This window comes from Kribbella sp. NPDC050470 (assembly GCF_044458365.1).
In the GTDB taxonomy this organism is placed as follows: Bacteria; Actinomycetota; Actinomycetes; order Propionibacteriales; family Kribbellaceae; genus Kribbella.
In genome coordinates this window covers 197510-211697 of the sequence record NZ_JBITHV010000007.1, presented here as the reverse complement: position 1 = coordinate 211697, position 14188 = coordinate 197510, and the positions used below count along the sequence as shown (strand labels likewise).

The 14188-nt window shown below is 67.9% G+C and carries 13 protein-coding genes and 1 tRNA gene; 8 read left to right on the top strand and 6 right to left on the bottom strand.

Annotated features, from left to right (window positions below; all coding sequences use genetic code 11):
• Nucleotides 1–5: 5 nt before the first annotated feature.
• Nucleotides 6–1040 carry an adenosine deaminase gene (locus tag ACIBGM_RS22030; RefSeq protein ID WP_396386600.1) on the bottom strand — a complete coding sequence of 345 codons (1035 nt, stop codon included), beginning with the start codon at nt 1038–1040 and terminating at the stop codon, nt 6–8.
• 936 nt (nt 1041–1976) lie between these two features.
• Here ACIBGM_RS22030 and ACIBGM_RS22025 point away from each other — a divergent pair.
• Nucleotides 1977–2612, top strand: coding sequence for a tyrosine-type recombinase/integrase (locus ACIBGM_RS22025; RefSeq protein ID WP_396386599.1), 636 nt, complete (start codon nt 1977–1979; stop codon nt 2610–2612).
• Nucleotides 2613–2711: 99 nt separating this feature from the next.
• Here ACIBGM_RS22025 and ACIBGM_RS22020 read toward each other — a convergent pair.
• From ACIBGM_RS22020 to ACIBGM_RS22010, 3 genes are all read right to left on the bottom strand, one after another.
• Nucleotides 2712–2792 (bottom strand) — tRNA-Leu (locus ACIBGM_RS22020).
• 305 nt (nt 2793–3097) lie between these two features.
• Nucleotides 3098–3646, bottom strand: coding sequence for a peptide deformylase (locus ACIBGM_RS22015; RefSeq protein WP_360538502.1), 549 nt, complete (start codon nt 3644–3646; stop codon nt 3098–3100).
• Entirely contained in the window at nt 3643–4149 is a 507-nt protein-coding gene (locus ACIBGM_RS22010) for a glycine cleavage system protein R (protein WP_396386598.1), read from the bottom strand. Before ACIBGM_RS22010 ends, ACIBGM_RS22015 begins: the two co-directional genes overlap by 4 nt.
• 104 nt (nt 4150–4253) lie before the next feature.
• Here ACIBGM_RS22010 and ACIBGM_RS22005 point away from each other — a divergent pair, with 104 nt between their 5' ends.
• The 4 genes from ACIBGM_RS22005 to ACIBGM_RS21990 all read left to right on the top strand — a co-directional run bounded on the left by ACIBGM_RS22005 (nt 4254) and on the right by ACIBGM_RS21990 (nt 8944).
• Nucleotides 4254–5384, top strand: coding sequence for a sensor histidine kinase (locus tag ACIBGM_RS22005; RefSeq protein WP_396386597.1), 1131 nt, complete (start codon nt 4254–4256; stop codon nt 5382–5384).
• Nucleotides 5381–6040 (top strand): response regulator, encoded by a 660-nt coding sequence (locus ACIBGM_RS22000; protein WP_396386596.1) that lies wholly within the window; start codon nt 5381–5383, stop codon nt 6038–6040. Before ACIBGM_RS22005 ends, ACIBGM_RS22000 begins: the two co-directional genes overlap by 4 nt.
• Before the next feature lie 126 nt (nt 6041–6166).
• A complete protein-coding gene (locus ACIBGM_RS21995) occupies nt 6167–8503 on the top strand; it encodes a GH92 family glycosyl hydrolase (RefSeq protein WP_396386595.1) in 2337 nt (778 codons plus the stop codon).
• A gap of 18 nt (nt 8504–8521) precedes the next feature.
• A complete protein-coding gene (locus tag ACIBGM_RS21990; RefSeq protein WP_360538512.1) occupies nt 8522–8944 on the top strand; it encodes a GNAT family N-acetyltransferase in 423 nt (140 codons plus the stop codon).
• A 20-nt stretch (nt 8945–8964) separates the two neighbouring features.
• Here the strand turns inward: ACIBGM_RS21990 and ACIBGM_RS21985 are convergent, their stop codons facing one another.
• Nucleotides 8965–10275, bottom strand: coding sequence for an NAD(P)/FAD-dependent oxidoreductase (locus tag ACIBGM_RS21985; RefSeq protein ID WP_360538514.1), 1311 nt, complete (start codon nt 10273–10275; stop codon nt 8965–8967).
• Between the two features lie 158 nt (nt 10276–10433).
• On the opposite strand from ACIBGM_RS21985, the gene ACIBGM_RS21980 reads away from it, so the two are divergent.
• Entirely contained in the window at nt 10434–10811 is a 378-nt protein-coding gene (locus ACIBGM_RS21980) for an ester cyclase (RefSeq protein WP_396386594.1), read from the top strand.
• Between the two features lies 1 nt (nt 10812).
• Here ACIBGM_RS21980 and ACIBGM_RS21975 read toward each other — a convergent pair whose 3' ends face one another.
• A complete protein-coding gene (locus ACIBGM_RS21975; protein WP_396386593.1) occupies nt 10813–12000 on the bottom strand; it encodes a GNAT family N-acetyltransferase in 1188 nt (395 codons plus the stop codon).
• Nucleotides 12001–12113: 113 nt separating this feature from the next.
• Here ACIBGM_RS21975 and ACIBGM_RS21970 point away from each other — a divergent pair, with 113 nt between their 5' ends.
• Complete coding sequence (locus tag ACIBGM_RS21970; protein WP_396386592.1) at nt 12114–12857, top strand: DUF4118 domain-containing protein; 744 nt, start codon at nt 12114–12116, stop codon at nt 12855–12857.
• A gap of 355 nt (nt 12858–13212) precedes the next feature.
• A complete protein-coding gene (locus ACIBGM_RS21965; RefSeq protein ID WP_360534163.1) occupies nt 13213–14052 on the top strand; it encodes a Bax inhibitor-1/YccA family protein in 840 nt (279 codons plus the stop codon).
• The last annotated feature ends 136 nt before the right edge of the window (nt 14053–14188 follow it).

Below are 14188 nucleotides of genomic sequence, written 5' to 3'. Positions count from 1 at the left end.
TGCGGCTAGATTGGTCGGCCGGAAGTCCCGCGGTGCTTGCCATCCGGTTCGCTGAGCGCGACGTCGAGCTCATTCAGCAGTTGCTGCTTGCGTCCGGGATCGGCGAAGGATGCCTCAATTGAGTTGCGAGCCAGCGTCACGAGGTCTGCACGTGTGAGATGGCCCGCTTGGGTGAGGGCGTAGAGATTGTCGTCGACGTAGCCACCGAAGTACGCCGGGTCGTCAGAATTGACGGTCACCTTGATCCCTCGCTCCAGCATGGTTGACAACGGGTGTGAGGCGATGTCGTCGACTACTCGGAGGCTCACGTTCGACAGAGGGCACACGGTCAGCGGCACCTGGTCCTCAACGAGTCGCCGGACGAGCTGTTCGTCTTCGAGGCAGCGCACGCCGTGGTCGATCCGCTCGACGCCCAACACGTCGAGCGCCTCCCAGATGTAGCTGGGTGGACCTTCTTCACCAGCGTGGGCCACGCGGTGCAGACCCTCGGCGCGAGCGCGTTGGAACACCTTGGCGAATTTCGACGGAGGGTGCCCTACCTCAGCGGAGTCGAGACCCACGCCAATGAACGCTGCGTCCAGGGCCAGGGCTGCGTCTAGGCTTGCCATCGCCGACTCTTCGCTCTCATCCCGCAGGAACGCCACGATCAGCCCGGTGCTCAGCCCATGAGTCCGTAGCGACTCGGAGAGGGCGCTTGCGACTCCCGCCATGACTTCGGGCAGGGGGACCCCCCGGGCAGTGTGTGCCTGGGGGTTGAGGAAGACCTCAGCGTGCCGCAGCCCCGCCGCAGCCGCGCGCTCCAGATAGGCCGTCGTCATGTCGGCGAAGTCTTCGGCGGTCCGTAGGACGTCGACGTTGGTATAGCACAGGTCCAAGAACGACTGCAGATCGGTGAAGGCATAGCGTGCCCGCAGCTGGTCGATGTTTGAGTACGGCAGCGCGATCTTGTTCCGTTCCGCGATCGCAAAGATCGTCTCGGGTTCGAGGGTGCCTTCGAGGTGCAGGTGTAGCTCTGCGGCCGGCAGCATGGAGGTGTGCATATCACGTCCGCATCCGCGGCGGATAGACGCATCCCTTGAACCGCACGCATCTCGGCAGTTCCGAGCTTTCACTCTCCGCGGCATGAGCGGGCGCCTACAGGCTGTCGGCGAAGGAACGAAGGACCGCAAAGTCGGCATCGACGAGGCCCACGTGGGGTTCGACCCTGTGAGCTAGGTGTGCACCCAGATTGGGCGTGGACTCCAGCCAAGACCGAGTCGCTCGGTTTATCTCGTCGTCGAACCATGCGAACGGCCGGCTTCCCACCCACCCAAGGCGCAATCTGCTCGGCCTTCCACGAACGCCTGCCCCTCGGGAAGTTCGGCCGATCGAGCGGGATCACCGGAAGGTCAGTTGGTAGGCCCAGGAGGGGCGCGATGAGTGCGTTCGCGTCGTCGAGCCACGTTGTCGCCCAAACGAGGTCGAACGCGTCACGAGACAGAGCTGCAAGACGCCTCCCGTGCTCCTGGTTCAGCGCAACCCGGTAGGTAATCCCACCGGCAGGTGTGAGGTCGTGGAACTCGAAGCCCGGTCCTGCCTCGCGCTGCCCGAACCATGGTGCGCGAAACGGATTCAGCGGGCCGTCGACATCGATGAGAAGGAGTGGCTGCATAGCCGCATTCTCCCGGCCCATCGGCAGGTTCACACGCCGGTCGGTCTGCGCCAGGCCCGGCACGAGGGTCACCCACGACCTGCCGCGGGTCCGACCCGAAACGCACTGAATTCGGCAGATCCGTGCGTTGCTCCGACACGTGGGCCGACTTCTAGCCTGTCGCACATCAGTTGGCGGAGATGTGTCGCGGACCTGTTGGCGGGGGGATCACAGTCAGGACGGTTTGAGTAGCAGCTCGCGGTGCTTCCATACGGCCCGGAGGCTGAAGGCTGTCTCGGGTGCCAACCCTCAAGCTCGCCAATGACCTCACAGCGCACGTTGGTCGGTGGCGTTCGCACTGGGGTATCGGCAGTCCGAGGCGCTTGGTATGCGTTGGAAGTACCTCGACCTGGAGAAGCGGCGCATTCAGGTGTGGCAACTGAAGCGCAAACGGGTCTCGCACGGCTGCGCTGATCCACGAGAGTGTGTGAAGAGTCGGCACACGAAGAGCTGCAAGGCTGGATGCGTCAAGAATGCTCGGTACTGCCCCGAGCGACAGGGTGGCGAATGGGAGTTCCGGCCACCGAAGGGCGGCAAGACCAGATGGAGCGCACTACCGGAGCAGCTGATCCCACAGCTGAAGGCTCAGAAGGCGGCACAGTCGGCGGAACGTCTCGCGGCCGGTGATCAGTGGGAGGATTGGGACTTGGTCTTTGCCGGACCAACCGGACGCCCGATCAATCCCCGGCGTGACTGGGCCGAGTTCAAGAGCATGCTCCAGGCGGCCGGCCTCCGGGACGCTCGCCCTCACGACGCATGGCATACGGCGGCGACTTTGCGGCTGGAGCAGGGGGTCGACATCCGAGTCGTGCAGGAGATTCTGGGTCACTCGACGTTGGCGGTGACGAAGCGCTATACGCATGTGACGAGCAAGCTCGCTGATGATGCGGCGGCCAAGATCGGAAAGGCGCTGTGGGCGTGATCACCGGACGAACTGCAACGGCTGGTGCAACCACGTCGGGTCTTCTGAAGCTGTGGCTTACATTTCTGTTGCGGCATCTATGCAGGTCACGGTGGGGTGTGCCCGGGACGGGATTCGAACCCGTATGCCTTTCGGCCGCGAGGTTTAAGCTCGCTGCGTCTGCCGTTCCGCCACCCGGGCCGGTCGGCAAGCACTGACATTACAAGCTGGATGACGTAGATGGGGCTGGAGACGGTTTCGGGGGCCCGTGGGCTCGAGATCTAGGTCATCCGCCAACCACGGCGCAGGCTGCGGGGTTCTCCACATCCCAGTCGTTGGATCACGCCGGCTTGGCGACCACGCGGCGGTCGATTGAGCGAGCGTCGCGAGCGCACCCGCGACGGAGCGAGCAGGTCTAGCGAGCGTTGCGAGCGTGAAATGGGTGGGTGGGGCTGGCGGCGTAGCTCGCGGCGAAGGAGCGCGCGTAGCAGGCGGCGAGGGCAGACCTACTTGTAGACCTTGCGCGGGTAGATGGCGTGGGCGCCGGCTGCTCGGTCCAGGAAGAGCTTGCCGTTGCAGTGGTCGATTTCGTGTTGGAGCGCGCGGGCTTCGAATGCGTCGGTCGTGATCGTGACCTGTTCCGTCGTACCGGGGAGGATGCCGGTGACCGTCAGCCGGGTGGCGCGTTTGACGTCGCCGGTGAAGTCGGGGACGGACATGCAGCCTTCGCGGCCCTTCTCCTGTCGTGAGGCCTCGAGGACGACCGCGTTGCAGAGGACGAAGACGCCGTGGCAGGTCCGGGTCTTCGGGTGGTTGCTGACGTCGAGGGAGAACATCTGCGCCGCGACGCCCACCTGTGGCGCCGCGAGTCCGACGCAGCCGGGGGAGACCCGCATGGTGGCGATCAGGTCGGCGGCGAGCTGGATCATGAGTGGGTCGAGTGGGTCGACGGTCGCGCCTTCGGTGGCGAGGACCGGGTGCGGAGCGCGCAGTACGTCGAGAACCGTCCCCTCGACATCGAGTTCCGCAGGGGACCAGGCGGCGATGATGGTCACAGCTCGTCGCTCTCAGCCGGGCGCAGGGTGACTCCGACGCCGAGCTCCTCGGCGGTGATCTCCAGGGCGCGGTTGAGCATCGCCAGCTCTGCGGTCAGCGGCAGCTCGACCTCCGCGGTCAGCACGTACAGCTCCCCGCTGAGTCGCGTGGTCAGGTCGGTGATCGTGCCGCCCGCGGAGGCGATCATCCGGGTCACCGCGGCCACGATCCCAGGCCGGTCGGCGCCGTGCACGCTCAGGATGTACGACGGCCCGATCGGTGCGTGCTCGTGTTCGGGGCCGACCTTGCGGACCGTGATCACGAGTTCCCCGCGCAGCGGCTCGATCGCGGTCTTGACCTCCTCGAACGGCCCGGAGCAGACGATCATCATCGCGAAGTGGCCGCGCAGCAGCGTCATCGTGGAGTCTTCGAGGTTGACTCCGGTCCCGGCCAGGGCCTCGGTGACGTCCGCGATGATGCCCGGGCGGTCGGGGCCGATGACGGTGACTGCGAGCTGACTCATGCCCGGCAACCTACCGTCCGACCTAAGTAGCCGATGACCCGACTTCGGTATCCGGACAGCTGCAAGAGTGCCGCAGAGCGCTTACGCACCGCTACATTCGTCCCATGGCAGAGTCCAGATCCGCACGTCCGCGCCGCAGTACGCGGGACTGGATCGTGGACTCGCTCGCGTTCGTGGTCGCGGTGTTCACCGGCTTCCTGCTGTACGAGGAGGGCCGCAAGGACCCGATCAGCCCGGACCTGCTCGCGTTCGACTTCTACTTCGGGATGGCACTCTGCCTGAGCCTGTGGTTCCGGCGCCGCTGGCCGGTTCAGCTGGCCCTGGTCGGGGCGGCCGTCGGCACCTTCTCCGACGCAGCGGGTGGTGCGGGCCTGTTGCTGATCCTGACTGTGGCGATCCACCGGCCGCTGCGGGTCTCGCTGGGAGTGTTCGTCGCCAACGCGGTGAGTCTGGCCATCTACATCGAGGTGCGGGACAAGCCGGACCACCCGGCGGCCCTCGTCATCGCGGCCGGCTCGATGTATCTGGCCCTCGTCATCTGGGGCCTCTACATCCGGTCCCGCCGGCAGCTCCTGCAGACGCTGCGTGACCGGGCCGAGCGGGCCGAGATCGTCGCCAAGCTGCAGGCGGAGCAGGCCCAGTTGCGGGCCCGCGAGGAGATCGCGCGCGAGATGCACGACGTACTCGGCCATCGGCTGTCTCTGCTCAGCGTCCATGCCGGCGCGCTCGCCTACCGCCCCGACGCGTCCACGGAGGAGGTGGCCGGGGCCGCCGAGATCATCCGGGCCAGCGCGCACCAGGCACTGCAGGACCTCCGCGAGGTGATCGGCGTACTGCGGGCTCCCGTCGGCGAGCTCCCGCAGCCGACGTTCGCCGACCTCCCGGTGCTCGTCGAGGGCTCGCGAGAGGCCGGCCTCCCGGTCGAGCTCGTCCTCGACGCTCCCGGCGCGTTGCCGGACCACGTCGGGCGTACGGCGTACCGGGTCGTGCAGGAAGGCCTCACCAACGCACTCAAGCACGCCCCCGGCGAACCGGTGCAGATCAGCGTGACCGGTGCCCCAGGCAACGGCCTCGAGGTGGAAGTGCGCAACCCCGCCCCGAACCGCCGACGAGGCGACGGCAAGGGCTTGCTGGGACTCACGGAGCGCGCCACGCTCGTCGACGGCCGGATCGAGCACGGCCGCACCCCCGAGGGCGAGTTCCGCCTGTTCGCCTGGTTACCGTGGCCCGCATGACGATTCGGGTTCTCATCGTCGACGACGATCCGTTGCTGCGCGCCGGTCTGAAGCTGATGCTCGGCGGCGCCCCCGACGTCCGCGTGGTCGGCGAGGCGGGCGACGGCACTGGCGTCCGGGGGTTGATCGACCGGCTCGCGCCCGACGTCGTACTGATGGACATCCGGATGCCCGGCACCGACGGCCTGACCGCGACAGAAGCGGTACGACGTCGCCCGAACGCGCCCGAGATCGTCATCCTCACCACCTTCGACGCCGACGAGCACGTACTACGAGCCCTCCGAGCCGGCGCCGCCGGGTTCGTCCTCAAGGACACCCCGCCCGCCGAGATCGTCGAATCGGTACGGCGAGTCGCCGCCGGACAGCCCGTGTTGTCGCCGGCCGTGACCAAGCGCCTGATCACCCGGGTCGCGTCGTCGGGCACCGACCAGCGCAAGAACAAGGCACTCGACCGGCTGGCGGAGCTGAACGACCGCGAGCGTGAGATCGCCGTGGCCGTCGGCGAGGGCAAGTCGAACGCTGAGATCAGCTCGACGCTCTACCTCAGCGTCCCGACCGTGAAGACGCACGTCTCCCGCATCCTCACCAAGCTCGACCTGAACAACCGCGTCCAGATCGCCCTCCTCGTCCACGACGCCGGACTGCTGCACGACTGAGGCTGCAGCCGCCGCAACCCCCGCCCGTCCGTGCGTTCGCTACCCGGGTAATACGCGCAGACCACCCGGCGGTTACTTGAGCGGTTTAGCGTCGGGTTGTCCGTCCGCCCCCGGAAAGGCCATGCCATGCGCGCGCTCGCCGGCGTCCTCACGGTCGCTCTGCTGCTCCCCGCCGTACCCGCCGAAGCAGTGCCGGATCCGGCTGCCGCTGTCGATCCGCTGATCGGGTCCGCGCGGGACGGGAACACCTGGCCGGGCGCCGTCCGCCCGTTCGGGATGATCTCGTGGAGCCCGACCAGCACCCGCGGCGACCAGACCAGCACTGGCGCGGCGAACGGCTACCAGTACGACGTGACCCGGGTCCGCGGCTTCAGCCTGACCCACGTCAACGGCGCCGGCTGCAACCCGGGCGCGGCCGGCGACGTGCCGATCATGCCGTACGCCGGAACCGTCGACTCCTCGCCGACGGCCGACACCACCGACGCGAAGTACGCCAGCAACTTCAGCCACGCCGACGAGACCGCGAAGCCCGGCCGCTACACGGTCACGCTCGCCAACGGCGTGAAGACGGACCTGGCCGTCACCACGCGCGCCGGCGTCGGCGAGTTCACCTTCCCCGCCGACCAGGCCGCGAACCTGCTCTTCCGTACGTCGAACTCGCTCAACGGTAGCGAGGACGCGGAGATCTCGATCGACCCGACCGGCCGGAAGGTGACCGGGTCGGTGCTGACCGGCGCGTTCTGCGGCCGGCGTGCGAACGGCGGGACCAACAACCGGAAGTCGTACTACCGGCTGTACTTCACCGCGTCCTTCGACCAGCCAGTCGTTGCCTTCGGCACCTGGAAGGACAGCGCGCTCGCGGCGGGGAGCACGCACACGACCGGCGGTGAGGGGTACGCGACCGGCGCGGACCGGGCCGGTCGCGGTTCCGGCGGCTACCTGACGTTCAAGCCGGGCGCGAAGGTGCGGACGCGGATCGGCATCTCGTACGTCAGCCTGGCCGGCGCCGAGCAGAACCTGCGCGCCGAGGTCCGGCCGCAGGCCACGGTCGATCGGGTCGCCGCCGACGGCTACCGTGAATGGCGGCGGGAGCTGGACAACGTGCGCGTCACCGGCGGGACCGACGCACAACGGACGACCTTCTACACCGCGCTCTACCACGCGATGCTGCAGCCGAACATCTTCAACGACGTGGACGGCCGCTACCTCGGCAGCGACTTCCAGATCCATCGGCTGGCGCCCGGGCAGCGAGCGCAGTACGGGACGTTCTCCGGCTGGGACCAGTACCGCGCACACATCCAGCTGCTCGCCCTGCTGAAGCCGGAGATCGCCGGTGACTTCGCGCAGTCGATGTACCAGTTCGCCCAGCAGAACAAGGGGATCTGGGACCGCTGGCTGCACAACAACGGGCCGACGCACGTGATGACCGGCGACCCGGCCGCGCCGACGCTGGCGACGTTCGCGGCGATGGGTGTCGGCAACTTCGACGTACGCGGCGCCTATGACTCGCTGGTGCGCCAGGCGACCGTGCAGAACGCGGACGCGGAGAACGATGGTGGTTGCCCCGGGCAATGCACCGGGCAACGACCGGCGCTGAACACCTACCTGGCCAAGAACTACGCGCCGCAGGACGCCTGTCACTGCTGGGGCGGCGCCGCGGAGACGCTCGAGAACTCGCTCGCCGACTTCTCGCTGGCCCAGTGGGGTGAGCGGCTCGGGGCCGACGTCCAGGCGCTCGAGGATCGCGGCACCTGGTGGAAGAACACCTACGACCCGGCTGTCGGCTACCAACGTGCTCGCAAGGCCGACGGCACCTGGCAGCCCGGCTTCACCCCGTCGACCGATGTCGGGTTCGCTCAGGGCTCCAGTGCGACGTACACCTGGATGGTCCCGCAGGACGTCTCCGGTCTGGCCACTGTGATGAACGGCCAGGCGGTCGAGCGGCTGGACGGGTTCTTCCACGACGCGAACGGCAACTGGGCCGTCAAGGGTGGCAGCGCACTCCGCTACGACCCGACCAACGAGCCGGGCCTGCACACGCCGTGGCTCTACAACGGACTCGGCGTCGCCTGGAAGACCCAGGCGACCACGCGCGAGATCGTCGACACCGTGTACGGCGTTGGGCCGTCAGGCCTCCCAGGGAACGACGACCTGGGCACGCTGTCCGCCTGGTACGTGTTCGCCGCGATCGGCCTGTTCCCGCAGACCCCGGGCCGGGCCGAGCTGCTCGTCGGCAGCCCGCTGTTCCCGCGCGTCGAGATCCGGCGGAGCAACGGCGTACGGCTGACGGTGGAGGCGCCGGCGACGTCGGACACGAACCAGTACGTGCAGTCGCTGACCCTCAACGGTCGTGAGCGTGCCGAGTCCTGGCTGCCGGAGTCGTTCATCACGCGCGGCGGCCGGATCGCCGTACAGCTGGGCGCCGAGCCCACCGACTGGGGCACGCCGCCCGTCGACCGCTGACTTGGCATACTCGGCGGCGTGAACGCGAACCTGACCGTCGGTGGACACGACGCGGAGCTCGAGCAGCGGCTGAGCCGGGAACTGGACGACTTCAACACCGCTGCCACCGGCGCCGCAGACCGCGGCTCGTTCTCGATCAAGATCGCAGACGACACCGGTGAGCTGGTCGGCGGACTGGCCGCGTGGACCTGGGGCGGTCTCTGCGGGATCGACATGGTGTGGATCCGCGAGGACAGCCGGACGGACGGCTGGGGCAGCAAGATGCTGCAGGCCGCCGAGGCCGAGGCTCGGCGGCGCGGGTGCGATCGGATCGCCGTCTCGTCGTTCACCTTCCAGGCGCCGGGTTTCTACCAGCGGCACGGGTACGTCGAGACCGGCCGGACCCGCGGAATCCCGGGCGGCAACGAGGACGTCCACATGTTCAAGACCCTCGAGCCCTGAACATGTGGACGTAGTACCGGCTAGGACCGGGTCGCGCGGCGGAACTCCTCGTGCGGCATCTGCAGGCTGCCGAGGCTGGTCACCTCGCGGCGGAAGAACAGCGCCAGTGTCCAGTCCAGGATGACGCGGGCCTTCCGGTTGAAGGTGGGGACCCGGGACACGTGGTAGGTCCGGTGCAGGAACCAGGCTGGCCAGCCCTTGACCTTCACGCCGTACAGCTGGGCGACACCCTTGTGCAGGCCGAGGCTCGCGACCGAGCCGACGTACTTGTGCCGGTAGTCCTCCGGCGTCTTGCCGTCGACCACGCGCAGGATGTTGTCGGCCAGCATCCGTGCCTGCCGGACCGCGTGCTGCGCGTTCGGGGCGCAGTACGCACCGGGCTGCTCGCTGGTCAGGTCGGGTACGGCGGCGTTGTCTCCGGCCGACCACGCGTCCGTGACACCCTCGATCCGCAGGTTCGCCAGGCACTTCACCCGGCCGCGCTCGTCCAGCGGGAAGTCGGTCGCGGCGAGCGCCGGGTTCGCCTTCACGCCGGCGGTCCAGACGATCGTGTCGGCGTCGAACTCCTCGCCGTCGCTGAGGATCACGTGACCCTTCTCGCAGGACTCAAGCCGGGTCTCCAGCTTGATGTCCATGTTGCGCTTGCGCAGCTGGTCGACCGTGTACTTGCCCAGTTCCTCGCCGACCTCCGGCAGGATCCGTCCGGTCGCCTCGACCAGCACCCAGCGCAGGTCGTCGGGGTTGATGTTGTCGTAGTACCGGGTCGCGTAGCGGGCCATGTCCTCGAGCTCCGCGAACGCCTCGACACCGGCGTACCCACCGCCGACGAAGACGAAGGTCAGCGCGGACTTGCGCAGCGCCGGGTCGGGCTGCGACGACGCCACGTCGAGCCGGTCCAGCACCTTGTTGCGCAGCGCGATCGCTTCCTCGACGTTCTTGAACCCGGTCGCCTCCTCGGCCAGGCCGGGGATCGGCAGCGTCCGGGCGATCGAGCCGAGCGCGACCACGACCTGGTCGTAGGCCAGCTCGTACTCCGGACCCTCCTCGGGCATCACCTTGGCGACCTTGTTCGCGTGGTCGATCCCGGTCACCCGGCCGGTCACCACCCGGCAGCCCTTCAGCGTCTTGCGCAGCGGCACCACCACGTGCCGCGGTTCCACGGATCCGGCCGCCGCCTCGGGCAGGAACGGCTGGTAGGTCATCACCGACCGCGGGTCGACCACGGTGACCCGGATCTTGCCTTTCCGGGCCGCGCGACGTAGTCCGTACGCGGTGTACATCCCGACGTAACCGCCTCCGACGACGAGGATGTGCGGCACCTGGGCTGTCATGCGGTTCACTCTCCCTGAGTGGATCTCCGACTTCATGTCTACTTCAGGTTACTGCACTCGTGAAAACTTTCACAAACCCTCTGAGGGGTGATCTCACCTGCCGGAATGCTCCCTCTCCAGAGGGATTCGTCATGTACCGATGGTGACACGATGAGGCGATGAAAGCCTTCTACCGGCGGTACCTGGAGAGGTGCAACGAGCACCGGTTCGAGGAGCTCGGGGAGTTCGTCGCGGCGGACGTCCGGGTCAACGGGAGTGTGACGGGGCTCGCCGGGTACGCCGCCGGACTGCGGTCGGTCGTCGACGCTTTCCCGGACTACCACTGGGAGATCCAGCACCTGCTCGTCGACGGTGACTGGCTGTCCTCCCACCTGATCGACACCGGGACACACTCCGGCACGTTCCTCGACGTACCGGCGACCGGGCGGGTGATCACCGCGCCCGAGTTCGCCGTCTACCACCTGCGCAACGGCAAGATCGCCGAGTCCTGGGGCGACCTCGACTCCTCAGTCCTCACCCAACTGACCCGCGATTGACCTACTCGCTCAGGCGGTAGACCGAGACGTGGGAGGGGGAGTCGGCGGTGAAGGGGGCTCCTGACCAGTCGGCGTGGCGGGACTCGAGGGTGAAGCCGGCCAGCTGGGCCATCAGGTCGAGCTCGGCGGGCCAGATGTAGCGGTGCGGGGTGCGGAAGAGCTCTGCGCGGGTGCCTTCGGCGTCGAAATGGAAGTGGTGGGAGACGACCTGCTGGTCGAGTACGTCGTACGTGTCGAGCAGGATGTAGCCGGGCTCGGAGATGCCGACGGTGGCCGGCGAGCCGAGCGGGAGGCGGCGGAGCTCGGGCACCCAGAGCTCGATGAGAAAGGCGCCGCCGGGGGAGAGGTGGCGGGCCGCGTTCCGGAAGCACTCGATCTGCGCCTCCTGGGTGAGCAGGTTGGAGATCGTGTTGAAGACCAGGTAGACCAGCGTGAACTCGCCGGGCGCCCGCACGCTCGCCATGTCCCCGATGACGACCGGGATCGCGTCCTCGCCGACCTTGGTCCGCAGTTGGTCGACCATCGCGGGTGAGTACTCGATCCCGCTCACCGGCACGCCGCGCTCCGCCAACGGCACCGCAACCCGCCCGGTCCCGATCGCAAACTCCAGCGCCCTGCCATCCCCGGTCAACCCCGCCAGCCGCTCGACCGTCGGCCCCAACACCTCCGGCGCAAACATCCCCGTCCCCGGAGTGTCATACCGCCGAGCCACCTCCACACCCCACAACTCACCCACACCCGTCTCCTCTCGTCCGCTCCAGCGGAGCTTGTCCTCGTTGCCCTCTTCGCCGACCTGTGTGAAGCCGAGCCGGTCGTACAACCGGCGGGCATCCGGGTTGGTCTTCTCGACCCCGAGCCCGAGCGGTACGCCGGTCGCCGCCGCCTCGGCCTGCAGCGCGGCGATGATCGCCGTACCGATCCCACGCTGCTGCACCTCGGGCAGGATCTGGATGCCACAAAGCTCGATGGACTCAGCGGTACGGCGGACCCGCAGCCTGCCGACGCGGTCGCCGTCCAGCTCGATGACCGAGGTGCCTGCCAGCGACTCGAGCGTCCAGGCGGTGAAGTCGGCCCGCCACTGCGGCTCGTCGAAGTCCGCCGCCAGACGCCCCTCGCTCACCGCCAGGACGACGTCGGCGAGGAAGCCGACGTCGTCGGGCGCTGCTGGGCGAATCCGGTGCTGGTCCACGGGTCGTCAAGTTACTTGGGTGGGGTGGGGATGCTCTATGGGTTTTCGGGGGGTGTTGATAGACGTCTGTGAGAAAGGTTGATCGGGGGTGGGTGGGGAGGGTGAATGGAGGGGTGGAGAGTTACCGCAATCCGGTGCTGGTGGCGGCTGTGGTGGTGCCACCAGCGGTGTGTGCGTTGCTGATTCCGTTTCGGGACAACTTCGACAACGCCAACCTCGCGCTGCTGCTGGTGGTCGTGATCGTTGCGATCGCGGCGTTCGGGGTTCGGCCGGCCGGGATCCTGGCGGCGGTGTCGAGTGCGGTGTGGTTCGACTTCTTCCTCACCGTGCCGTACAACTCCTTCGACATCCGGCATCGCGACGACATCGAGACGACTCTGCTGCTGGTGGTGATCGGCGCCGCGGTCACCGAGATCGCGATCTGGGGCCGGCGGCAACAAGCTCGGGCGTCGCGGCACCGCGGGTACCTGGACGGTGTGATCACCACCTCGCAGGCGGTCGCGGCCGGCGGGTCAACCGACGAGCTGATCGACCAGGTGCGGGCCGAGCTGACCGCCGTGCTCGGGATCGATGGGGCCAGGTTCGTTGCTGGTGGCAAACTTTCGGGTGCGCCGGTACTGAACGCGGACGGCACGGTGACGCGCGGCGGGCGGGTGCTGAAGGTCGAGCGCGACGGCCTGCCGACGAACGCCGAGATCGAGCTCGCCGTCCAGCACGCCGGCGAGGTCCGCGGCCGCTTCCTGCTCACCGCGGCGGCCCGGATCGCCCGCCCCGACCTCGAGCAGCGCCAGGTCGCCGTAGCCCTCGCCGACCAGGTCGGCGCCGCCCTCTCCACCCATCAGTCCCTCCACCCCTAGCTGGCCTGCGGGAGCACCACGTCCCGGGTGGCCACGGCCCCGGCGTCGTACCTGCCCACCCAGGTACGACGCCGACCCGTATCCACAACACCCACAAACCACCTGGCGCTGCCTGCCGTCCGTACGTGATCATTCGCAGGTGAGAACCGGGTTCGGTGGGTGTGGAACGGGGCTGTGATGACGGTCCGGGAGCGGTTGCCGGCGCTGGATCGATCGGCAACCGATTGAGTTGTGCAACCGTTTGCCGGATAGGCGGTTTCGGTTGGGGAACAGGTGACTGTTCCTCAGCAGTTGTTAAGGGTGGGACCGTAGTATCACTGTACGGCCCCGGATGAGGGCTACCAGGAGGATGACGATGCAGAGCAGTAACCCGGTCCTGAACCGGTCGAGTGCGTTCGCGCCTGGCCAAGGCCAGGCTTATCCGGGGGCCGCTCCGTACGGTCAGCCGGGTCCCTACGGCCAGCCCGGCCAGTACGGCGGACCCGGTGTGCCGCCCCAGCAGTACCAAGGCGCGCCGGCCGGAAGCCGCCCCATGACGATGGACGACGTGATCGTCCGGACCGCCGCCACCCTGGGCGTCGTGGTGCTCGTCGCCGCGATCGCCTGGTTCGCGATTCCGACCACCCTGGTCACCCCGGCGTTCCTGGCCGGTGCCCTGCTGGCGTTCGCGCTCGGCCTGGTGCTGTCCTTCTCCCGCCGGGTCAACCCCGCGCTGGTGATGGTGTACGCCGCGGCCGAGGGTGTGTTCCTCGGGATCGGCAGCAAGTTCATCGCGAACTGGGTCGGTGACTCCGGCATCATCGTGCAGGCGGTGCTCGCCACGATGGTGACGGCCGGTCTCACGCTCGCGACGTACAAGTACTTCGCGATCAAGGTGACGCCGCGGTTCACCAAGATGGTCATCATCGCGACCATGGGCTTCGCCGGCGTGATCCTGATCAACTTCATCGCCAGCCTGTTCGGCTTCAACTCCGGGATCGGCGGCTTCGGCGCGATGGGCCTGGTGTTCGCCGCACTCGGTGCCGGCCTGGCGGTGTTCAACCTGATCCTCGACTTCGACATGATCGAGCAGGGCGTCAAGCACGGCGCCCCGCAGAACGAGGCCTGGCGGGCCGCGTTCGGCCTGACCGTCACCCTGGTCTGGCTGTACTGGAACCTGCTCCGCATCCTCGCAATCCTGCGCGGCGGCGACTGATCACACTGCATGACCCGAAAGGCCGGCCCAGGTGGGCCGGCCTTTCGGCGTTCTCACTGAAAATCACTGGGTGGTCCTGAGGCTCCCCAGTCGGTGATGCAGCCGACCGGTTGCCTGGTGTTGCTTGCTGCGGTGG

Bases quoted from the DNA above. Each gene is read 5' to 3' on its own strand.
- ACIBGM_RS22030 (WP_396386600.1), bottom strand. From the start codon at position 1,040: ATGCACACCTCCATGCTGCCGGCCGCAGAGCTACACCTGCACCTCGAA.
- ACIBGM_RS22010 (WP_396386598.1), bottom strand. From the start codon at position 4,149: ATGAGTCAGCTCGCAGTCACCGTCATCGGCCCCGACCGCCCGGGCATC.
- ACIBGM_RS22005 (WP_396386597.1), top strand. From the start codon at position 4,254: ATGGCAGAGTCCAGATCCGCACGTCCGCGCCGCAGTACGCGGGACTGG.
- ACIBGM_RS22000 (WP_396386596.1), top strand. From the start codon at position 5,381: ATGACGATTCGGGTTCTCATCGTCGACGACGATCCGTTGCTGCGCGCC.
- ACIBGM_RS21995 (WP_396386595.1), top strand. From the start codon at position 6,167: ATGCGCGCGCTCGCCGGCGTCCTCACGGTCGCTCTGCTGCTCCCCGCC.
- ACIBGM_RS21985 (WP_360538514.1), bottom strand. From the start codon at position 10,275: ATGACAGCCCAGGTGCCGCACATCCTCGTCGTCGGAGGCGGTTACGTC.
- ACIBGM_RS21980 (WP_396386594.1), top strand. From the start codon at position 10,434: ATGAAAGCCTTCTACCGGCGGTACCTGGAGAGGTGCAACGAGCACCGG.
- ACIBGM_RS21965 (WP_360534163.1), top strand. From the start codon at position 13,213: ATGCAGAGCAGTAACCCGGTCCTGAACCGGTCGAGTGCGTTCGCGCCT.